This window comes from Microbacterium sp. LjRoot45 (genome assembly GCF_964253325.1).
GTDB lineage: Bacteria > Actinomycetota > Actinomycetes > Actinomycetales > Microbacteriaceae > Microbacterium.
Genome location: NZ_CAXUQM020000001.1, coordinates 2380806 through 2400154, shown reverse-complemented (window position 1 = coordinate 2400154; position 19349 = coordinate 2380806). Strand labels below are relative to the sequence as shown.

Sequence of the window (19349 nt, the reverse complement as noted above, 5' to 3'; positions counted from 1 at the left end):
TCTCACGGAGCGCCTCCGCGCCGTGTCGAAACTGATGCTTGACGCGGCTGCCACTTACTTCTACGGTTTATTCAGTCATAAACAAAGGGGTTACTGTGGCGGCAATTCGCAGTCAGGCGGACGTCAATCGCACCGCGATCCTGGCGCACCTGGGAGCGCAGGGCTCGACGTCGCGTGCCGATCTCGCCCGCGCGCTCGCCGTCTCGCCCGCGCTCGTGACCCAGCTCACGCGCGACCTCCTCGCCGACGGTCTGATCGAAGAGCTCGAGGTCGCCAGCAGCGGCGGTCGTCCCGCACGACTCCTGGGTCTCGTGGCCACCGATCTCGCCGCCGTCGGCGTGAAGGTCGCCCCCGATCACGTCGCCTTCGTCGAGGTCGGCGTCGACGGCATCGTCCGCCGGGCCGACGTGCAGCCGTTCGACGCGGTCTCGCCGCTCGCGGCATCCCATCTCATCGACGCCGTCCGCCGCTTCATCGACGGACGCGGCGCCGGTCGCCTCCTCGGCATCGGCGTGGGGCTCCCCGGCACGGTCGCGCAGCAGGGCATCGGAGTCGTGGACTCCACGCAGCTCGGCTGGGTGCAGGTTCCCCTCGGCGAACAGCTGCGCCGCGCGCTCCACCTGCCTGTCGTCGTCGAGAACAACGTCAACGCGCTGAGCGCCGCCGAGCAGCTCTTCGGCCACGGTCGGAGCCTGCGCAACGTCCTGGTCGTGACGGTGGGCAACGGCGTCGGGGCGGGACTCATCGCCGACGGCGCGATCGTCCGCGGCCGATCCGGCGGGGCGGGCGACTTCGGTCACACGCCCGTGCGCGAGGACGGTCCCCTCTGCCAGTGCGGCAATCGCGGATGCCTCGAGGCCATCATCGGCCAGGGCGCCCTCGTCACCGACGCCCGTTCCATCCGGCTCATCGGGGCGGACGAGGGGATCGACGAGCTGCGCGCCCTCGCGGACGCGGGCAACAGCGAAGCCCGCGAGATCTTCGCGCACGCGGGGCACCAGCTCGGCCGGGCCATGGCGGGCGCGGTGAACCTGCTCGACCCCGAGGCCGTCGTGCTCTCGGGCGAGGGCGTGCAGGCGTGGTCGCACTGGCAGGATGCCTTCGACGCGGCGCTGCGCAACGCTCTCGTCCCCGGAAAGCGCGGGGTGTCCGTCGAGGTCGAGCGCTGGGACGACGATCGCTGGGCGCAGGGTGCCGCCGCCCTCGTGCTCGCGACACCGTTCGACGCGCAGGGCGTGGCGGGCGACCAGGGTCGCCTCGTGCGGGAGCGCCTCGTCGCCGCCGTGGAGAAGCGATCGTGAGCGTCGCACTCACGGCGCGCGCCGCGGCGGAGGGCGCGACCACGCAGCGAGCCGGCGCACCCGGTGCGCCCGCGCAGCGCCGAGGGATGCCGGGGCGCCGACGCCTCCGTTACGCGCTGACGGTCGCCGTCTTCCTCCTGCCGAGCCTCGTGCCGCTCCTGGCGTTCGTGATCGGCCCGATGCTCAGTGCCGCGTGGACGAGCCTCCACTCGTGGAATCTGATCGGCCCCATGCAGTGGGTCGGGCTGGACAATTACGCGCACCTGCTCACCGACCCGGCCACCCGCGACGCGTTCCTGCACACGCTGTACTACATCGCCGGCTACCTCCCGATCGTCTATGTCGGCGGACTCGCGCTGGCGCTCGCGCTCAACGCACGACTGCGGGGCCGAGCGGTCCTGCGCGGCGTGTACTTCCTGCCCGTCATCACCAGCTGGGTCGTCGTCGCTCTCGTGTGGCGGTGGCTGCTGAGCCCGAGCAACGGTGTCGTCAACAGCGTGCTCGCCTGGTTCGGCATCGAAGGACCCGGCTGGTGGGCCGATCCGGCTTGGTCGATGCCGTCGATCATCCTCGCCTCGGCGTGGAAGGACCTCGGATTCGTCATGGTGATCCTGCTCGCCGGACTGCAGTCGATCAATCCCGACCTCTATGAGGCGGCGCAGCTCGACGGCGCGGGACCGTGGCGGCGACTGGTCAGCGTCACCCTTCCGATGCTGTCGCCGTCGACGTTCTTCGTGATCGTGCTGTCGCTCATCAACGGGTTCCAGGTCTTCGACCAGGTCTACGTGATGACCGGGGGCGGGCCGAACAACTCGAGCCAGGTGATCGTGCAGCAGGTCTACGACCTGACGTTCCGCTACGGGCAGGCGGGCATGGCATCCGCCCTGTCCTGGCTGCTGTTCTTCGTCATCATGATCGTCACCCTGGTGCAGTTCGCCGGTCAGAAGCGATGGGTGAACTATGACTAAGCCGCTGCCGCGCCTCGCGCTGTACGTCGTGCTCGTCGCCGGAGCGCTCATCATGGTGTTCCCCTTCGTGTGGACCGTGGTCACCTCGATCACCCCCGGCGCCACCCTGACCACGACGCCGACGCTCGTACCCGAGAACCCCTCGCTCTCGCCGTACGCCGAGCTGTTCGATCGCGTGCCGTTCGCGCGCGTCATCGCCAACTCGCTGCTCATCGCGATCGCCAGCACGGTGCTCCAGCTGATCACGAGCGCCATGGCGGCGTACGTCTTCGCGCGGATGCCGTTCCCCGGGCGCGGTGCGCTGTTCGTCGTCTACCTCGCGACCATGATGATCCCGTTCCAGGTGCTGATCGTGCCGCTGTTCGCGGAGATGAAGGCCCTCGGCCTCATCAACACGTACGTCGGCGCGATCCTCCCCACGATCGCGACCGCCTTCGGGGTGTTCCTGCTCCGGCAGGCGATCACGAGCGTTCCCTACGACCTGGACCAGGCGGCGACGCTCGACGGGGCGGGGCACTTCCGGATCTTCGTGCAGATCATCCTGCCGCTCATCCGCCCGGCCCTCGCCACGCTCGCCGTGTTCGCGTTCCTCAACACGTGGAACAGCTTCCTGTGGCCGCTGATCATCCTCCGCGACCCCCTCATGCAGACACTCCCCGTCGCTCTCACGAGCCTGCAGGGCCAGTACTCCACCCAGTGGGACGTGCTGATGGCGGGGTCCGTGATCAGCATCATCCCGATGTTCGCCCTCTACGTCTTCGCCCAGAAGTACATCGTCCAGGGCGTCGCCGGTGCCGGCCTGAAGTAGGCGCGGCACCACCCGCACCACCACCCGAATCAAAGGAGATCGCACCACATGTACCGCAAGACCGCTCTGGCCGCCGGCGCCCTCGCCGCGGCCTCGCTGCTGGCCGTCACCGGCTGCACGTCCTCGGCCACGCCGAGCCCCGACGCGACCGACGAGGAGGTGACGATCAGCTACGCCAACTTCATCTCGAACGGCGGCAACGAGGAGAACCTCCAGACGATCGTCGACGCCTTCGAAAAGGCCAACCCGGGCATCAAGGTCGATGTCACGACCACCGACTACGCCAACTACTTCACGCAGCTGCAGACCGACCTCGCCGCCGGGACGCAGGCCGACGTCTTCGACGTGGATGCCGGTGCGTTCGCCAACATCCAGGCGTCGGGGGTGCTCGCGCCTCTCGACGGCGTCGACACCTCGCTGTACCGCGCGGGCGTGCTCGACACGTACGCCGTCGACGGGACGCAGTACGGTCTGCCGTCGTCGTTCTCGAACGTCGTCCTGTTCTACAACAAGGAGCTCTTCGACGCGGCGGGCGTGGACTACCCGACGTCGGACTGGACCTGGGCCGACGAGAAGGCCGCCGCCGAGAAGCTCACCGACAAGGACGCGGGCGTGTGGGGCGACTACCAGCCCATCTCGTACTACGAGTACTACAAGACCGTCCAGCAGGCCGGTGGCAGCTTCCTGGCGGACGGTGCCGCAGGGTTCGGCTCGGACGCCGGGCAGGCCGCCGCGGAGTGGCTGACGGGCAAGTCGGGCACCGTCATGCCCACCGCCGCCGACGGCGCGGGAACCCCCGACTTCGACACCAACCTCTTCAAGGAGGGGAAGCTGGCGATGTGGCACACGGGCATCTGGATGATCAGCCTCGTGGGCGACCTGCCGTTCGAGTGGGACATCGCCGTCGAGCCGGGTGACACCCAGAAGGCCAGCGCCACCTTCTCCAATGCGGTCGTCGTGTCGCAGTCCAGCGAGCACCAGGAGGCGGCGCAGAAGTGGGCCCAGTTCCTCACGAGCTCGAAGGAGATGGTCGACGTGCGCCTGAACGCAGGATGGGAGCTGCCGGCCATCAGCGACGAGTCGCTGCTCGCGCCGTACCTCGAGAAGACGCCCCCGGCCAACCGGATCGCCGTGTTCGACTCCCTCGAGAACGTCGCCGAGGCGCCGCAGCTCGGCGCGAACGCGACCCAGATCCAGGATGCCGTGGGCAACGCCCTCGGTGAGATCGCCGCGGGGCGTGCGACGGTGGCCGACGCCATCCCGGCGCTCGCGACCGAGGTCGACGGCCTGCTGCCGTGACCTGCGCCGCGGCGGACGGGGAGGCTCCCGTCCGCCGCGGCCGTCCGCCCACCCCGCGCCGCTCCCGCCGCTCCCGCCGCTTTCGAACCGAGGACCCCGTGCCCGTGACACCCCCCGACGCCGCCGCGCTCGCCGCCCACAGCCTCCGGCTCATCACCGGCCTGCAGACGCCCGAAGGCGCCTACCCCGCGAGCCCGTCCTTCTCCGCCTACCGCGGCTACTGCTGGTTCCGCGACGGCGCGTTCATCGCCGACGCGGCGTCGGCGGCCGGCGAGATCGCCTCCGCGGAGCGGTTCTTCGACTGGTGCGCGGCCGTGCTGGTCGCTCGGGCCGATCACATCCGCTGGATCGTCGCGGAGACCGCGGCGGGTCGCCCGCCCGCCGCCGAGCGCATGCTTCCCGCGCGCTACACGTTCTCCGGCGACGACGGTGCCGACGAGTGGTGGGACTTCCAACTCGACGGCTACGGAACGTGGCTGTGGGCCCTCCGGGCGCACGCGGACAGGCACGGCACCGACCTGTCCCGCTGGGCGGATGCCGTGGAGCTGACGGTGGACTACCTCGTCGCCTCGTGGCAGCGCCCCTGCTTCGACTGGTGGGAGGAGCATGCGATGCACGTGCACGTCTCGACTCTCGCGTGTGTCGCCGCCGGCCTTGACGCCGCCCGCCCCGATCTCTCCGGAGCACGCGCCGAGCGTGCCGCGACCTCGTCCGCCGCGATCGTCGAGCTCATCCGGACGGAGGGCACGCTGGACGGGCGGCTGCGCAAGTGGCTCGGGAGCACCGCCGTCGACGGCAGCCTTGCCGCGGCCATCGCGCCCCTCGAGGTGATCCCTGCGACCTCGCCGCTCGGCGCCGAGACGATCCGTGTGCTCGAAGCCCACCTGACGGTCGACGGGGGCGTGCACCGCTTCCTGGGCGACACGTTCTTCGGCGGCGGGCAGTGGCCGCTTCTGACCTGCTTCCTGGGGCTCGCTCAGCTCGCGGCGGGCGACCGCGCCAGAGCGCTGGAGCTCTTCGCGTGGGCATCATCCACCGCCACCGACGACCTCGATCTCCCCGAGCAGGTCCCCGGCCACCTCATCGCGCCCGGCATGAGGCAGGAGTGGATCGACCGTTGGGGCACGGTGGCCACTCCGCTCCTGTGGAGCCACGCCATGCTGCTCCGCCTCGGCCTCGCCCTCGACCTCTTCACCCCCGACTCCCTGAAGGACCCCCGATGATCCGCCACCGTCCGGCCGGCTCCGGCCACCCCTATTCCGTCGACACCGAGCAGCGGCATCCCGTCATCCCCGAGGCCGGGAACACGGCCACCCTCGGCGTCCGCGCCGACGGCGAGGTGACCGCGGTGACGTGCCTGCTGGAGTGGGTGCCCGACGACGGGAGCGACGGCGACGAGACCGTGCTCGACCTCGTGCCGGTCGCGACGACGTCGCGAGGACGCCTCACCGACGGCGGTCACCTCGCGTCGGCGCAGAGCCGTCGCGCGCGAGCCGTGGGCGGCTGGCAGGTCACGACGCCCGCGCTGCGCTCGGGGGGACGCTACCGCTACCGCTTCACGGCGACGTCCCGCACCGGGCGGCGGGAGCAGTCGCGGACGTTCTCCTTCCGGGCCGCGACCTGGCAGGACGCCCCCGACGCCGTGGTCGAGACGGGTCGATCCCGCATCGTCGCGGGATCGGTGCAGCGACTCCACGACGGCGAGCGCGCGTGGCGGGTGCGGTTCGCGCTCCCGCTCGCGGCGGGCGAGCGGGTGACGGGCTTCGGCGAGCGGTTCGACACGCTCGACCACACGGGTGCCGAACTCGACTCGGTCGTCTTCGAGCAGTACAAGAGCCAGGGTGCGGAGCGGAAGACCTACCTCCCCATGCCGTTCGCGCACGTCGTGGGCGGCGAGGGGTGGGGCTTCCACGTCGACACGTCGCGGCGCGTCTGGTTCGATCTGGGCCGGACGGATGCCACCCGGATCGCGGTGGAGACGGAGACCGGCGCCGACGGCGTCGTCGAGCTGCGACTGTTCGACGGTGCCCCGACCGACGTGCTCGGCGCGTTCCTCGATCGCGTCGGTCGCGCGGAGGAGCTCCCGGACTGGGTGTTCCGGCTCTGGGCGTCGGGCAACGAGTGGAACACGCAGGCCGAGGTGATGCGGCAGATGGACCTGCACGTCGCGCACGACATCCCGGTCGGTTCCGTCGTCATCGAGGCCTGGAGCGACGAGTCGACGTTCACGGCCTTCCGCGATGCGCAGTACGAGGTCTCCGCCGACGGGGGACCGCACCGGCTCGACGACTTCACGTTCCCGCCCGAAGGGGCGTGGCCCGACCCTCGCGGGATGATCGACGAGCTGCACGGCCGTGACGTGCGCCTGCACCTCTGGCAGATCCCCCTGCTGAAGATGCGGCCCCACCCGGCCGGTCAGCTGGCCGCCGACGCGCGGGCGGCGATCTCCGAGGGTGTGCTCATCCGCGAACCCGACGCGCGGGGGCGCCTGCGGCCGTACCGCAACCGCGGCTGGTGGTTCCCGTTGTCGCTCATGCCCGACCTCACCGATGAGCGTGCGGCGCGCTGGTGGACCGAGAAGCGCCGGTACCTCGTGGAGGAGCTGGGCGTCGACGGGTTCAAGACCGACGGCGGGGAGCACGCGTGGGGTGCTGAGCTCGTCTACCTCGACGGTCGGCACGGCGACGAGAAGAACAACACCTTCCCCGTGGCGTACGCGGCCGCGTACGGCGAGCTGCTGCGTTCGGCGGGGAAGGCGCCGGTGACGTTCAGCCGGGCGGGATTCACGGGATCGCAGGCCCACGGCGCGTTCTGGGCCGGCGACGAGAACTCCACGTGGGAGGCGTTCGCCTGGTCGATGAACGCGGGACTGTCGGCGGCGTCGGCGGGCATCGTCTACTGGGGCTGGGACATCGCCGGATTCTCGGGCGAGATCCCCGATGCGGAGCTGTACATCCGCGCCTTCCAGGCCTCGACGTTCGTGCCGATCATGCAGTACCACTCCGAGTTCAACCACCACCGCACGCCCTCGCGCGACCGCACGCCGTGGAACATCGCCGAGCGCACGGGAGACGACCGCGTGCTCGCGCTGACGCGGGCCTTCACCCACCTGCGCGAGCGGCTCGTGCCCTACCTGGCCGCGTCCGCGCGCGAGACGATCGCGACCGATCGGCCCCTCATGCGCCCGCTGTTCTTCGACGACCCGCAGGCGTGGGATGCCGTCGGCGACACCACCCAGTGGATGCTGGGCGCCGACCTGCTGGTGGCCCCGGTGCTCGCGCCCGGCGCACGAACGCTCGACGTGTGGATTCCGGAGGGGGAGTGGGTCGACGCATGGTCGGGTGAGCCCGTCGCCTCCGGTGCCCGCGTGAGCGTGCCGGTGTCGATCGAGCGGATCCCCGTGTTCGTCCGCGCCGGCTCCCAGGTCCAGCACGCGTTCGCCGACGTACAGTGAGAGCATGTCGCGTCGTCTTCCCGTCACCCCCGATCCGCTCCGCGAGGGTCAGGAGTCGGTGTGGGACTATCCCCGTCCGCCCCGCGCCGAGCGGGTGTCGTCCCGCGTGACGATCGAGCTCGGCGGTGCGGTGATCGTCGACACGACCGATGTCGTGCGCGTGCTCGAGACGAGCCACCCGCCCGTGTACTACGTGCGCGAGAGCGACTTCGCACCGGGGTCGCTGCGTCCGGCATCCGGTTCGTCGTTCTGCGAGTTCAAGGGTCGCGCCGCCTACTTCGACGTCGTGAGCGGCGGCGAGGTGCGGGAGCGCGCAGCGTGGGGGTATCCCGACGCCTCGGGCGGTTTCGCGGAGCTCCAGGGCCGCGTGGCCGTATACGCGCGGGGCATGGATCGTTGCACGGTCGACGGCGAGACGGTCGAGCCGCAGCCCGGCGGCTTCTACGGCGGCTGGGTGACCTCGTGGATCGCGGGGCCCTTCAAGGGGATACCCGGCTCGATGGGCTGGTGACGGCGGGCCGTCGCACGCGATTCTCGCGACGACGGTTGCCAAACCGCTGACACCCTCGCTACTGTCGGCACCAGCGCAGTAAGCGCTTACGTTCGCAACGACGCGAGGGTGACATGGTGACCGTGTACGACGTGGCACAGGCCTGCGGCCTGTCGATCGCCAGCGTGTCCCGCGCCCTCAACGGCCAGCCCGGCGTTTCGCAGGCCACTGCCGAACGCATCGCCCGCATCGCCGGCGAGCTCGGCTATCAGCCCAACGAGGTCGCGCGTTCCCTCGTCGCGGGGTCCACGCAGACGATCGCGCTGCTGGTCCCCGACATCACGAACCCCTTCTTCCCCGAACTCGTCAAGGGCGTGCAGTCGGTCGCGGACGAGAACGACCTCCTCCTGCTCCTGGTCGACGCGCCGAAGGATGCCGACGAGCTCCGCCCGCGGCTGGCGGCACTGCAGCGCAAGCAGGTCGACGGCATCCTGCTCGTCGCGAGCGCTCTCGACGGGCGTACGGAGGAACTGTTCGGCGACGTGCCCGCGGTGCTCCTGGACCGGGGTCGCAGCGGACGGCACGCCACCGTCCGCGTCGATCAGGAGGCAGCCGGCTACGCGGCGACTCGGCACCTCCTCGACGCCGGGCACACGCGCATCGGACACCTCGCCGGACCGGAGGTGCTGGAAGTGTCGCAGGACCGGCGGGCGGGGTGGGCGCGGGCGCTCACCGAGGCGGGGCTTCCCGTGGAGGATCGACTCGTCCTCGCGGGCGACTTCGAGGAGGAGGGCGGTCACCGCGCCGGCGCGCAGCTCCTGGACCGCAACCCCGACCTCACGGCGGTGTTCGCCGCCAACGATCTGAGCGCGATCGGACTGCTCGCCCTCTGCGCCGAACGCGGCATCGACGTGCCGCGAGAACTCTCCGTCGTGGGCCTGGACGGCATCGAACTCGCCCGCTACACGACCCCCGCCCTCACCACGGTCGCCCAGCCCATCCGTGAACTGGGCGAGGCCGCCTGCCGGAGTCTCCTCGCGCTCATCTCGGGAGGCGGCCCCGTCGCCGACGTCACCCTTCCCACCCGACTCGTCGCCGGAGCGAGCGTGCACGTCGTGAACCGTGACGCCGCGGTCGCCGTGGGGGTGCCCCGATGACCGCCGCCGGCCGCGTGATCGTGTTCGGTTCCCTCAACGCCGACATCACTTTCGAGGTGCACCGACTCCCGCAGGCGGGGGAGACCGTCGTCGCGGGCGGCGTGCGCCGTGCGTCGGGCGGCAAGGGCGGCAACCAGGCGTACGCCGCAGCGCGCACCTCCACGCGTCCCGTGCTCATGGCGGGGGCCGTCGGTGACGACGAGGCCGGCGTGAGCCTGCGCGACGACCTCTCGACCGCCGGCGTGGACATCGGACTGGTTCGCGTCGTCGAGGGAGTCTCGGGCATGGCGATGATCGCCGTCGACGAGGAGGGCCACAACGTCATCGTCGTTGCGCCGGGCGCCAACCACGTCTGGCCGGAGGTGCCCGCGCTGCCGCTCGAGGCGGACGACGTCGTCGTGCTGCAGCTCGAGGTCCCGCTCGACGTCGCCGCGCAGGTCGCCCGCCAGGCGGTCGCGCGCGGGGCCCGTGTGGTCCTCAACGCCGCCCCCGTCACGCCCGGAGCGGACGGCCTGCTCGCCGACGTCGACGTGCTCGTGGTCAACGAGGTCGAAGCGACCGATCTGCTGGGCCTGAGCACGATCGACGTCGAGGCGGTTGCCGCCGCCGCGCGCGAGCGTGCACTGGCGGTCGTCGTCACGCTGGGCTCCGACGGCGCGCTCGTGGCCGACGCCGAGGGCCGGATGACGCGCGTGCCCTCGTTCCCCGCCGACGCGGTCGACACGGTCGGGGCGGGGGATGCCTTCGTCGGCGCCTTCGCGGCGGCCCTCGCCGGTGGCGCCGACCTCGTCGCCGCCGCCCGACGGGGAGCGGCGGCGGGTTCGCTCACCGTGACGGTGCGCGGAGCCCGGCATCCAAGACTGCATCCCCTCCTCGTCGACGACCTGCTCGACTCACAGCCCGATCCCCCCGGAAGGACGATGTCGTGACCGACCCGCACACCTCCACCCCCGACGCCCCGCGCGTGCCGCTGATCGTCGACGTCGACACCGGCATCGACGACTCGCTCGCCCTGCTCTACCTCATGGCCAGCCCCGAGGCCGAGATCGTCGCGATCACCTGCACGGCGGGCAACGTCCCCGCGCAGCAAGTCGCGATCAACAATCTGGCGTGGCTCGACCTCTGCGGGTACGGCGAGGTCGAGGTGGCGCTCGGGGCCGAAGTGCCGCTCGTGCAGCCGCTCATGACGACCGAGGAGACCCACGGCCCCCAGGGCATCGGGCACGCGGTCCTCCCGGCGCCGCAGCGCACCGTGTCCGACCGGCATGCCACCGAGGTCTGGATCGATGCCGTGCGCCGTCGCCCGGGAGAGATCGTCGGGCTCGTCACCGGTCCGCTCACGAACCTCGCGCTGGCCGTCACACTGTGCCCCGAGCTGCCGACGCTGCTCAAGCGGCTCGTCATCATGGGCGGCGCGTTCAACCACGCGGGGAACACCCTCCCCACGACCGAGTGGAACATCGCGGTCGACCCGGAGTCGGCGAAGATCGTCTTCGACGCCTTCTCGGGGCTGCCCGCCGACCGGCATCCCGTCATCTGCGCGCTCGACGTCACGGAGCGCATCGAGATGAAGCCGGAGCACGTCGCCGCCCTCGCCCGGGCCGCCGGCAGCACGCCGGAGGAGATCATCTCGCCCGACGACCCCGAGGGCACGCGGTCCACCGCCTCCCACGCGGTGATCCGTCACCTGTCGGATGCCGTCCGGTTCTACATGGAGTTCCACCGCGCCTACGACCAGGGGTTCCTCGCGCACATGCACGACCCGTTCGCCGCAGCCGTCGCGCTCGACCCTTCGCTGGCGACCACCCGTCCGGCCACCGTCGACATGGAGCTCGCCGGCACCCTCACCCGCGGGCAGACGGTCGCCGACTGGCGCGGCATGTGGGGGCGCCCCCACAACGCGGCGATCGTCGTCGACACAGATCCCGAAGAGTTCTTCCGCCGCGTCGTCGACCGGGTCGGTCGCCTCGCGCGCAACGTCGGCTGAGAGGCCGCCACACCCGCAACACACCCGAAGAATGCAAGGAGGCATTCATGTCCACCACCGCTCCCGCGAAGACCGGCGACTCCCGTCGGCTCCGCAACACCGTCCTCATCGCGGTCGGGTCGGTCGTCATCGTCGCGACCTACCTGTACCTCGTGATCGGCCAGCCCGCCGAGGTCGCCGAGAGCAGCACCAGTCAGGCCTCGCTCATCGCGATCGCCGGCTACGTGATCGGCGCGATCCTGCTGGCGGCGGGGTCGATCCACCGCCTTCCCACCGCGACGATCGCGATGATCCCGGTCGCGATCGCGCTCAACATCGTCGTCGGCCAGATCGTCGCCCTCCTCGGGCTCCCGGTCTACATCGACTCGATCGGCACCGTGCTCGTGGCCGCGCTCGCCGGCCCCGCGGCCGGTGTCGTCACCGGCATCCTGACGAACGTCATCTGGGGTCTCACGCTCAGCCCCATCGCGCTGCCGTTCGCCGTCGTCCAGGTCGTGATCGGCGTCATGGCCGGGTACGCCGCCCGCTACGGCCTGTTCCGCCGGTTCTACCTCGCACCGATCGCGGGCCTCGTGACGGGCATCGTCGCCGCCGTGGTGTCGGCGCCGATCTCCGCGTTCATCTTCGGCGGGGCCACCGGCGGCGGCACCGGAGCCATCGTCGGCGCGTTCCAGGCGATGGGGCAGTCGATCCTCGGTGCGACGACCCTGCAGGGGCTCCTGTCCGATCCCCTCGACAAGGCGATCACCTTCACGATCGTGGTGCTGATCCTCGCCGCCCTCCCGAGCAGGTTCCGCCAGCGGTTCCCGTTCGTGCGGCAGTACCGGGTGTTCGGGAAGGCCCCGACGACGGCCACGAGTCGTCGCGCGGCGGGAACCTCCGAGGACTGAGAAGACATGGCGTCGACGCTCTACGTGGACCGGCCCTCGCCGATCCACCGCCTCAATCCGGTGACGAAACTCGTGATCCTCGTCACCGTGATCGTCGTCGTGTTCGCGATCCCGTTCTGGTGGGTCGCGGCGGGCGTCGTCGTCGTCGTCATCGTGCCGGCCGCCGTCGTCTCGGGCTGCGGCGGCCGGCTCGCCCGGTTGGGTCTCACGATCCTCCTTCCCCTCGTGGTCGTGCTCTTCGTCGTGCAGGGGCTCACGTTCCCCGGCGGCCGGACGGCGCTGTGGGAGTGGGGACCGCTGGCCCTCACGACCGAGGGGCTGATGTTCGCGCTCGGCATCGGCTCGCGGATCGTCTGCCTCGTGCTCGCCTCGATCCTGTTCGTGCTCACGACGCATCCCGGCGATCTGCTCACGGCGCTGACCGAACGCGGCATGTCTCCCAAATTCAGCTACATCATCAGCTCGACCCTGCAACTGATCCCCGCGTTCCGCGACCGCGCCGACGGCATCCTGCTCGCTCAGCAGGCGCGTGGGCTCGCCGTCGGCAAGGGCGTGCGCGGAAGGGTGGGTGCGATGATGCCGCTCTTGGCCCCCCTCGTGCTGGGGATGTTCACCGATGTGGAGGAGCGTGCCACCGCGATGGAGGCGCGCGGATTCGGGTCGACCGCGCGCCGCACGGCGCTCACTCCCGTACCCGACTCGACGGCTCAGCGCATCGTGCGCTGGTCGATGCCCCTGGTCGCCCTGGCGGCGATCGTCCTACCCCTTGTGACGGGAGTGCTGTGATCACGCTGACCGACATCGGCTACGCCTACCCGGATGCCGAGCACTTCGCCCTCGAGAAGGTGTCCCTCCGCGTGGAGCGGGGGGAGATCGTCGGGATAGTGGGGGCATCGGGGGCGGGCAAGACGACGCTCGCGAAGATCATCTCCGGCTTCATCCCGCACGTCGACGGCGGGGAGCTGACCGGCTCGGTGGAGGTCGACGGCGCCGACGTCTCGCAGCTGAGCCTGTCCGAGGCCGTGGCGAAGGTCGGGCTCGTCATCCAGAACCCCTTCAATCAGATCTCCGGCGCGAAGTACACCGTGCGTGACGAGATCGCCTTCGGGCTGGAGAACCTGGGCGTGCCTCGCGAGGAGATGGCCGAGCGGGTCGTCGCCGCCGCCGAGCTGCTGCGCATCGGTCATCTCATGGACTCCTCGCCGTACGCCCTCTCGGGCGGGCAGCAGCAGCTCGTCGCGATCGCGTCGATGGTCGTACTGCGCACCCCCGTGCTCGTCATGGACGAGCCGACGTCGCAGCTCGATCCGGCCGGCACGCGGATGGTGTTCGACGTGCTGTCGGCGCTGCGCGACGCGGGCACGACGATCGTGGTGTTCGAGCACAAGGTGGAGCTCCTGCGCGAACACTGCGACCGCATCGCCGTGATCGCCGGGGAGACGGTCGCCCCCGTCGGTGAGCCGCGCGAGATCCTGGGCGACCCGAGAATGACGCAGTGGGGCATCGATGCCACGCGCTTCACGCTCGCCGCCCGCGCCGCCACCGCCCGGGGTCTCGGTGATCGGGGTCTCGGTGATCGGGGTCTCGGTGATCGGGGTCTCGGTGATCGGGGCAGCGCACTGCCGGTGTCGATCGACGAGGCGGCTGCGTTCTTCGCCGAGGCGGTGCGCGCATGAGCGGCGTCGCCCTCCGATTCGACGACGTGCGGTTCCGGTACCCCTCGGGCACCGAGGCGCTGCGCGGAGTGTCGCTGTCGATCGCCGCGGGGGAGCGCGTGGCCATCGTCGGGCAGAACGGCGCGGGGAAGACCACGCTCGTCCGCCACCTCAACCGCATCTTCGTTCCCACGAGCGGTACCGTGACGGTGGGCGACCGGCCGACGTCGGGGAGCACGATCGCCCAGATGGCAGCGCTCGTCGGATACGTGTTCCAGAATCCCGACGAGCAGATCTTCGCGCGCACCGTGGTCGCCGACGTCATGTTCGGGCCCCGCAACCTCGGCGCAGGCGAAGAGGAGGCCCGGGAGCGGGCGCTCGCCGCGCTCACGACCGTCGGTCTCGCCGACCAGGCCGATGCACACCCGCATCAGCTCTCGCTGTCCGAACGCAAGCGCGTCGCCCTCGCGGGCGTGCTCGCCATGCGCACCCCCGTGCTCGTGCTCGACGAGCCCACGACCGGCCAGGACGCGCGCGGCGTCGAGATGATCGCGCGGGTCGTGGCGGAGGTGAGCGCCGAGGGGCGCACCGTCGTGGCAATCACCCACGACATGGACTTCTGCGTCGAGCACTTCGACCGCGTCATCGTGATGACGCAGGGCGAGGTGCGCGCCGACGGCGCACCGGAGCAGGTGTTCGGTCGGGGCGACGTGATCGAGGCCGCGCGGGTGGAGCCCCCGCAGCTCATGCGGCTCGCGGCGCGGCTCGGGTGGACGGAGCGGCCGCGCACGGTCGACGCCTTCGTCGACGCCGTCCCCGGTCGCGGCGACGTCGGCGGCGCTGGCGATGCACGCGGCCTCGGCGGCCCCGGGGCCTCGGCGGGCGCGTAGGGTCGAGGCGACGGAAGAAGCGACGGCCGAACGGATCCGCCGCGACGGAAGGAGCCACCCATGGCACGCATCCTGCTCATCGGCGGACACGGGAAGGTCGCGCTCCGCGCCGAACCGCTCCTCGCGGAGGCCGGTCACGACGTCACTGCCGTGATCCGCAACCCGGCGCACGCGGAAGAGGTCGCGGCGACCGGTGTCCGCCCGCTCGTGGCCGACGTCGAGAACACCGACCTGGACGGACTCACCGCCCTCGTGAGCGGGTACGACGTCGTCGTCTGGACCGCTGGTGCCGGCGGAGGAGACCCCGCGCGCACGTACGCGGTGGACAGGGATGCCGCGATCCGCTCGATGGATGCCGCGGTCGCCGCCGGGGTGCCCCGGTACGTCATGGTCTCGTACTTCGGCGCCTCCGAGGACCACGGCATCCCCGAGGACGACGGCTTCTACGCATACGCGGAGGCAAAGGCCGCCGCCGACGCGCACCTGCGTTCGACCGCCCTCGACTGGACGATCCTCGCGCCGTCGGCGCTGACGCTCGACGACCCGACGGGGCGCATCGACGCGTCGGCATCCGAGTCCGGTTCGGTCTCGCGCGGCGATGTCGCGGCCGTCATCGCCGCCACCGTGGACGAGCCCGCGACGGTGGACCGCACCATCCGCTTCAACAGCGGCGAGGTGCCCATCGCCGAGGCCCTCCGCGCTGCCGCGGGGGAGTGACCCTCCGGCGCGCTCGTCGCCGTCGCCGTACGAAGCGCGCCGCCCGAACTACGCTGGGTGAGGCCCCGACCCCCGAGGAGGACCGTGTCCGACCCCGTCGCCCCTGCAGCCACAACCGACCTCGCCCGTGAATCCACCCGCGGTGCCGCGCCGGATGCCGACGCGCGCCGCCGCCACGCGGAAGACCTCGCCGACTTCGTCGCGGCATCGCCGTCGAGTTTCCACGCGGCCGCCGAGGTCGCCCGTCGCCTGACCGCCGCGGGATTCGCCCCGCGGGAAGAGGCCTCGGCCTGGGCGATCGCGCCGGGCGACCGCGGGCTCGTCGTCCGCGACGGTGCCGTGATCGCCTGGGCGATCCCGACGACGGCGACCCCCGAGACGGCCCTGCGCATCTTCGGCGCGCACACGGATTCACCCGCCTTCAAGCTGAAGCCGCGGCCCACGACGGGGCGCGCGGGGTGGCTGCAGGCCGGCGTGGAGATCTACGGCGGCCCGCTGCTGAACTCGTGGCTCGACCGCGAGCTGCGGCTCGCGGGCCGGCTCGTACTCGACGACGGAACGGCCGTCGACGCGGCGACCGGTCCGCTGCTGCGGCTGCCCCAGCTCGCGATCCACCTCGACCGCGAGGCCAACGACCACCTCTCCCTCCACAAGCAGGCGCACACCCAGCCGGTGTGGGGGTTGGGCGCTCCCGAGTCGGCCGACCTCCTGTCCGAACTGGCGACCGCGGCGGGAGTGGATGCCGCCCGCATCCGCGGCTACGACGTCGTGACGGCGGATGCCGCGCGAGGGGCGGTGTTCGGGAAGGGCGACGTCTTCTTCGCGAGCGGGCGACTCGACGATCTCGCGTCGGTGCACGCGGGGCTCGTCGCGCTGGAGAGCGGGGCCTGGGACGGCGAGCACATCGCCGTCTTCGCCGCCTTCGATCACGAGGAGGTGGGATCGGCCACTCGCTCGGGGGCGTCGGGTCCGTTCCTCGCCGATGTGCTCGAGCGACTCCAGTCGGCCCTCGGCGGCGACCGCGAACAGCAGCTGCGCGCCCTGGCGGCGTCGTGGTGCGTGTCCAGCGACGTCGGCCACTCGGTGCACCCGAACTATCCGGAGAAGCACGACCCCGTGGTGCAACCGGTCCTCGGCTCCGGTCCGATCCTCAAGATCAACGCGAATCAGCGCTACGCGACGGATGCGGCGGGCGCCGCGGCATGGCACGGCTGGTGCGCCGAGGCCGGGGTCGTGAGTCAGGAGTTCGTCTCGAACAACGCGGTGCCGTGCGGATCGACGATCGGACCGCTCACGGCGACGCGGCTGGGAGTGCGGACGGTGGACGTCGGCATCCCGATCCTCTCGATGCACTCCGCCCGCGAGCTCGCCGGCACGGCCGACCTGCTCGCCCTGTCACGCGTGGCGGGCGCCTTCTTCGCGTGAACGCCGGCGGCGAAGGGCCGCACGGATGCCGAGGCCGAGCGCGGCCGTGACGAGGCACGCGACGATCGGCCGCCACGCGAGCTCGGGCGTCAGCAGGGCGAGCGTGAACACCTGGACGGCGCCCTCGATCATGCCGGCCGGATCGCTCCACAGCACGCGGCTGCCGAGCGCGTAGCCGACGCCGGTGAGCGCGGCCGGACCGATCCACACGATGGCCACCGCCGCGACGCCCGCGAGGATGCGTCCGGCGCTGCCGATGCCCGCCCAGCCGATGGCGGCGCCGGCCAGCACCGGCGGCACCCACTGGACGAGGGTGAGCAGCGGCGGGATCTCCGTCGGTGCGGAGCCGAAGGGAACGATGAGGGCCGACAGCCAGGGGCCGGCCGCGACCGCGCCGACGGCGAGCGCGACGACAGCCCCCGCCCGCGGCGCCTTCGCGAGGAGGGCGACCACTCCCGCTCCGACGCCGATCGTCAGGACGGCCCCCGTCGTGAGGGCCGTGACGTAGAGGTCGGCCTCGCCGCCGTCGGGCAGGGTCGATCGGGTCGTCGCGGCGCTCTGCGCGACCGCGATCGCCTGCGTCGCGATCGAGCCGGCCAGGAGGACCAGTGTCGCCCAGCGTGTGCGCCGCGATCCGAGCGCCCGTCCCGCGACACCGACGAGCGCCGCACCGAACAGCAGGATGGCCGCGACGAGCGTGGCCGTGTACGGGTGGAACGGCAGCAGCACGAAGGGGACGTCGGGCGGGAGCTCCGACCACAGGTTCTGCAACGGCATCCGTCCGCCCGTGATCAGCCACGGCAGGAGCGCCGCCACGGCCCCGACGACCCCCACGGGGAGGAAGATCCACGCGCGCCTCGGAGTGTCGGGGGCTGCCGGGGTGCCGGGGGCTGCCGGGGTGCCGGGGGTCGCCGGGGTGCCGGGGGTCGCCTCGCTCATGCGCGACAGCCTAGGTCACGCGGTCGGCGCGGCCTCCTGCGCGTCGCGGCTCGGCAGCACCCAGCCCGCGCGCGGGAAGTGGCACGTGTAGCCGCCGGGGTGCTTGATGAGGTAGTCCTGGTGCTCGGGCTCCGCCTGCCAGAACGGACCCGCGGGCTCGATCGTGGTCACGGCGGGCGCGGGCCACAGCCCGGAGGCGTCGACGTCGGCGATCGTGTCGCGGGCGACCTGCTCCTGCTCGGGAGTCAGCGGGAAGATGGCCGAGCGGTAGCTCGATCCGATGTCGTTGCCCTGACGGTTGAGGGTCGAGGGGTCGTGGATCTGGAAGAAGAACGCCAGGACGTCGCGGTAGGTGGTCTTGGTCGGGTCGAAGACGATCTCGACGGCCTCCGCGTGACCGGGGTGGTTGCGGTAGGTCGCGTGATCGTTCTGCCCGCCGGTGTAGCCGACACGCGTGTCGAGCACGCCCGGCTGGCGGCGGATCAGGTCTTCCATGCCCCAGAAGCAGCCGCCGGCGAGAACCGCCGTCTCGGTGCCGGGGGTGCGGGTGATGCTGCCGTCGTCGCTCATGAGGACTCCTTCTGTCGGACTCAGTTTCTCAGGTCATTGGAGACAACGCGCGGGTGTGACGGTTTGGTCCCGCAGATCCTTCGGGTTGGCTGTGAGGACGACACGCGGACTCCCGCGCGCCTGTCGCGCGATGTATCGTCGACTATCGCTCGATATATCGTTGGAGGACGACATGAACGACTCATTCAGCGGCAGGTTCCCCTCGCAGGGCTTCGGCGGCTCCGGTGGTCTCGGCGGCGCGATGCCCCAGGAACTCTGGGACACGCTCGGCGAACTGAAGAAGGGCTTCGAGCAGACGTTCGGCCAGGGTTTCGGGCAGGCCTTCGGTCAGAAGGTCGGCACGCGCGTCGGTCGCGGTGACGTCCGCGCGGCGATCCTCTCCCTCCTCGCCGAGCAGCCGATGCACGGCTACCAGATCATCCAGCAGATCGAAGAGCGCAGCGGCGGCTCGTGGAAGCCCAGCCCGGGCTCCGTGTACCCCACGCTCCAGTTGCTGACCGACGAGGGCCTCATCGAAGTCGAGGAGTCGGCCGGACGCAAGACGTACTCCCTCACGGATGCCGGACGTGCCGAATCCGAGCACACCGACCGTCCGTGGGCGACCACGGAAGAGGGGGAGCAGTCGGGCGGGCACGAGCGCCGCCACGGTGGCCACGGTGCGCTGCCGAAGGCCGGAGCGAACCTCGCCCAGGCGGCCATGCAGGTGGGCCGCACGGGAACGCCGGAGCAGATCCAGGAGGCCGTCGACGTCATCGACGACGCCCGGCGCAAGCTCTACGCGATCCTTGCCCAGGGCTGA

At 71.4% G+C, this 19349-nt stretch carries 19 protein-coding genes; 17 read left to right on the top strand and 2 right to left on the bottom strand.

What is annotated here, in order from left to right:
- The first annotated feature begins 95 nt into the window (after window positions 1-95).
- The 16 genes from ACSQ18_RS11430 to ACSQ18_RS11355 all read left to right on the top strand — a co-directional run bounded on the left by ACSQ18_RS11430 (window position 96) and on the right by ACSQ18_RS11355 (window position 17041).
- Entirely contained in the window at window positions 96-1301 is a 1206-nt protein-coding gene (locus ACSQ18_RS11430; protein ID WP_436037468.1) for an ROK family protein, read from the top strand.
- Entirely contained in the window at window positions 1298-2269 is a 972-nt protein-coding gene (locus tag ACSQ18_RS11425; RefSeq protein WP_436037467.1) for a carbohydrate ABC transporter permease, read from the top strand. Before ACSQ18_RS11430 ends, ACSQ18_RS11425 begins: the two co-directional genes overlap by 4 nt.
- Complete coding sequence (locus ACSQ18_RS11420; RefSeq protein WP_144806044.1) at window positions 2262-3077, top strand: carbohydrate ABC transporter permease; 816 nt, start codon at window positions 2262-2264, stop codon at window positions 3075-3077. The genes ACSQ18_RS11425 and ACSQ18_RS11420 overlap by 8 nt, the downstream gene beginning before the upstream one ends.
- A 48-nt stretch (window positions 3078-3125) precedes the next feature.
- Window positions 3126-4376, top strand: a complete 1251-nt coding sequence (locus ACSQ18_RS11415) for an ABC transporter substrate-binding protein (protein ID WP_301037870.1) — start codon at window positions 3126-3128, stop codon at window positions 4374-4376.
- 104 nt (window positions 4377-4480) lie between these two features.
- On the top strand, window positions 4481-5599 hold the full coding sequence (locus tag ACSQ18_RS11410; RefSeq protein ID WP_436037464.1) for a glycoside hydrolase family 15 protein: 1119 nt from the start codon (window positions 4481-4483) through the stop codon (window positions 5597-5599).
- Entirely contained in the window at window positions 5596-7830 is a 2235-nt protein-coding gene (locus tag ACSQ18_RS11405) for a TIM-barrel domain-containing protein (RefSeq protein ID WP_436037463.1), read from the top strand. Before ACSQ18_RS11410 ends, ACSQ18_RS11405 begins: the two co-directional genes overlap by 4 nt.
- Before the next feature lie 4 nt (window positions 7831-7834).
- Window positions 7835-8341 (top strand): DUF427 domain-containing protein, encoded by a 507-nt coding sequence (locus tag ACSQ18_RS11400; protein WP_436037461.1) that lies wholly within the window; start codon window positions 7835-7837, stop codon window positions 8339-8341.
- A 113-nt stretch (window positions 8342-8454) separates the two neighbouring features.
- Window positions 8455-9477 carry a LacI family DNA-binding transcriptional regulator gene (locus tag ACSQ18_RS11395; RefSeq protein WP_436037459.1) on the top strand — a complete coding sequence of 341 codons (1023 nt, stop codon included), beginning with the start codon at window positions 8455-8457 and terminating at the stop codon, window positions 9475-9477.
- Window positions 9474-10406 carry a ribokinase gene (locus ACSQ18_RS11390; protein ID WP_436037457.1) on the top strand — a complete coding sequence of 311 codons (933 nt, stop codon included), beginning with the start codon at window positions 9474-9476 and terminating at the stop codon, window positions 10404-10406. The genes ACSQ18_RS11395 and ACSQ18_RS11390 overlap by 4 nt, the downstream gene beginning before the upstream one ends.
- On the top strand, window positions 10403-11464 hold the full coding sequence (locus ACSQ18_RS11385) for a nucleoside hydrolase (RefSeq protein WP_144806037.1): 1062 nt from the start codon (window positions 10403-10405) through the stop codon (window positions 11462-11464). The genes ACSQ18_RS11390 and ACSQ18_RS11385 overlap by 4 nt, the downstream gene beginning before the upstream one ends.
- 47 nt (window positions 11465-11511) lie before the next feature.
- A complete protein-coding gene (locus ACSQ18_RS11380; protein ID WP_144806036.1) occupies window positions 11512-12354 on the top strand; it encodes a histidine kinase in 843 nt (280 codons plus the stop codon).
- Window positions 12355-12360: 6 nt separating this feature from the next.
- Complete coding sequence (locus ACSQ18_RS11375) at window positions 12361-13140, top strand: energy-coupling factor transporter transmembrane component T family protein (RefSeq protein WP_436037454.1); 780 nt, start codon at window positions 12361-12363, stop codon at window positions 13138-13140.
- Window positions 13137-14030, top strand: a complete 894-nt coding sequence (locus ACSQ18_RS11370; RefSeq protein ID WP_436037452.1) for an energy-coupling factor ABC transporter ATP-binding protein — start codon at window positions 13137-13139, stop codon at window positions 14028-14030. Before ACSQ18_RS11375 ends, ACSQ18_RS11370 begins: the two co-directional genes overlap by 4 nt.
- Window positions 14027-14899 carry an energy-coupling factor ABC transporter ATP-binding protein gene (locus ACSQ18_RS11365; protein ID WP_436037450.1) on the top strand — a complete coding sequence of 291 codons (873 nt, stop codon included), beginning with the start codon at window positions 14027-14029 and terminating at the stop codon, window positions 14897-14899. Before ACSQ18_RS11370 ends, ACSQ18_RS11365 begins: the two co-directional genes overlap by 4 nt.
- Before the next feature lie 60 nt (window positions 14900-14959).
- Window positions 14960-15616, top strand: a complete 657-nt coding sequence (locus ACSQ18_RS11360) for an SDR family oxidoreductase (RefSeq protein WP_436037448.1) — start codon at window positions 14960-14962, stop codon at window positions 15614-15616.
- An 84-nt stretch (window positions 15617-15700) separates the two neighbouring features.
- On the top strand, window positions 15701-17041 hold the full coding sequence (locus tag ACSQ18_RS11355; protein ID WP_436037446.1) for a M18 family aminopeptidase: 1341 nt from the start codon (window positions 15701-15703) through the stop codon (window positions 17039-17041).
- Here ACSQ18_RS11355 and ACSQ18_RS11350 read toward each other — a convergent pair.
- Both ACSQ18_RS11350 and msrA read right to left on the bottom strand, forming a co-directional pair.
- Window positions 17012-17980 (bottom strand): hypothetical protein, encoded by a 969-nt coding sequence (locus tag ACSQ18_RS11350; RefSeq protein WP_436037445.1) that lies wholly within the window; start codon window positions 17978-17980, stop codon window positions 17012-17014. The genes ACSQ18_RS11355 and ACSQ18_RS11350 overlap by 30 nt on opposite strands.
- 15 nt (window positions 17981-17995) lie before the next feature.
- Window positions 17996-18550 carry a peptide-methionine (S)-S-oxide reductase MsrA gene (msrA, locus tag ACSQ18_RS11345; RefSeq protein ID WP_436037443.1) on the bottom strand — a complete coding sequence of 185 codons (555 nt, stop codon included), beginning with the start codon at window positions 18548-18550 and terminating at the stop codon, window positions 17996-17998.
- A gap of 172 nt (window positions 18551-18722) precedes the next feature.
- On the opposite strand from msrA, the gene ACSQ18_RS11340 reads away from it, so the two are divergent.
- The gene (locus ACSQ18_RS11340; protein ID WP_436037442.1) at window positions 18723-19349 is read left to right on the top strand and encodes a PadR family transcriptional regulator; all 627 of its coding nucleotides are present in this window, start codon (window positions 18723-18725) and stop codon (window positions 19347-19349) included.

Coding starts and splice junctions, on each gene's coding strand:
- ACSQ18_RS11420 (WP_144806044.1), top strand. CDS start 2,262: ATGACTAAGCCGCTGCCGCGCCTCGCGCTGTACGTCGTGCTCGTCGCC.
- ACSQ18_RS11415 (WP_301037870.1), top strand. CDS start 3,126: ATGTACCGCAAGACCGCTCTGGCCGCCGGCGCCCTCGCCGCGGCCTCG.
- ACSQ18_RS11405 (WP_436037463.1), top strand. CDS start 5,596: ATGATCCGCCACCGTCCGGCCGGCTCCGGCCACCCCTATTCCGTCGAC.
- ACSQ18_RS11400 (WP_436037461.1), top strand. CDS start 7,835: ATGTCGCGTCGTCTTCCCGTCACCCCCGATCCGCTCCGCGAGGGTCAG.
- ACSQ18_RS11395 (WP_436037459.1), top strand. CDS start 8,455: ATGGTGACCGTGTACGACGTGGCACAGGCCTGCGGCCTGTCGATCGCC.
- ACSQ18_RS11390 (WP_436037457.1), top strand. CDS start 9,474: ATGACCGCCGCCGGCCGCGTGATCGTGTTCGGTTCCCTCAACGCCGAC.
- ACSQ18_RS11380 (WP_144806036.1), top strand. CDS start 11,512: ATGTCCACCACCGCTCCCGCGAAGACCGGCGACTCCCGTCGGCTCCGC.
- ACSQ18_RS11375 (WP_436037454.1), top strand. CDS start 12,361: ATGGCGTCGACGCTCTACGTGGACCGGCCCTCGCCGATCCACCGCCTC.
- ACSQ18_RS11365 (WP_436037450.1), top strand. CDS start 14,027: ATGAGCGGCGTCGCCCTCCGATTCGACGACGTGCGGTTCCGGTACCCC.
- ACSQ18_RS11360 (WP_436037448.1), top strand. CDS start 14,960: ATGGCACGCATCCTGCTCATCGGCGGACACGGGAAGGTCGCGCTCCGC.
- ACSQ18_RS11350 (WP_436037445.1), bottom strand. CDS start 17,980: ATGAGCGAGGCGACCCCCGGCACCCCGGCGACCCCCGGCACCCCGGCA.
- msrA (WP_436037443.1), bottom strand. CDS start 18,550: ATGAGCGACGACGGCAGCATCACCCGCACCCCCGGCACCGAGACGGCG.
- ACSQ18_RS11340 (WP_436037442.1), top strand. CDS start 18,723: ATGAACGACTCATTCAGCGGCAGGTTCCCCTCGCAGGGCTTCGGCGGC.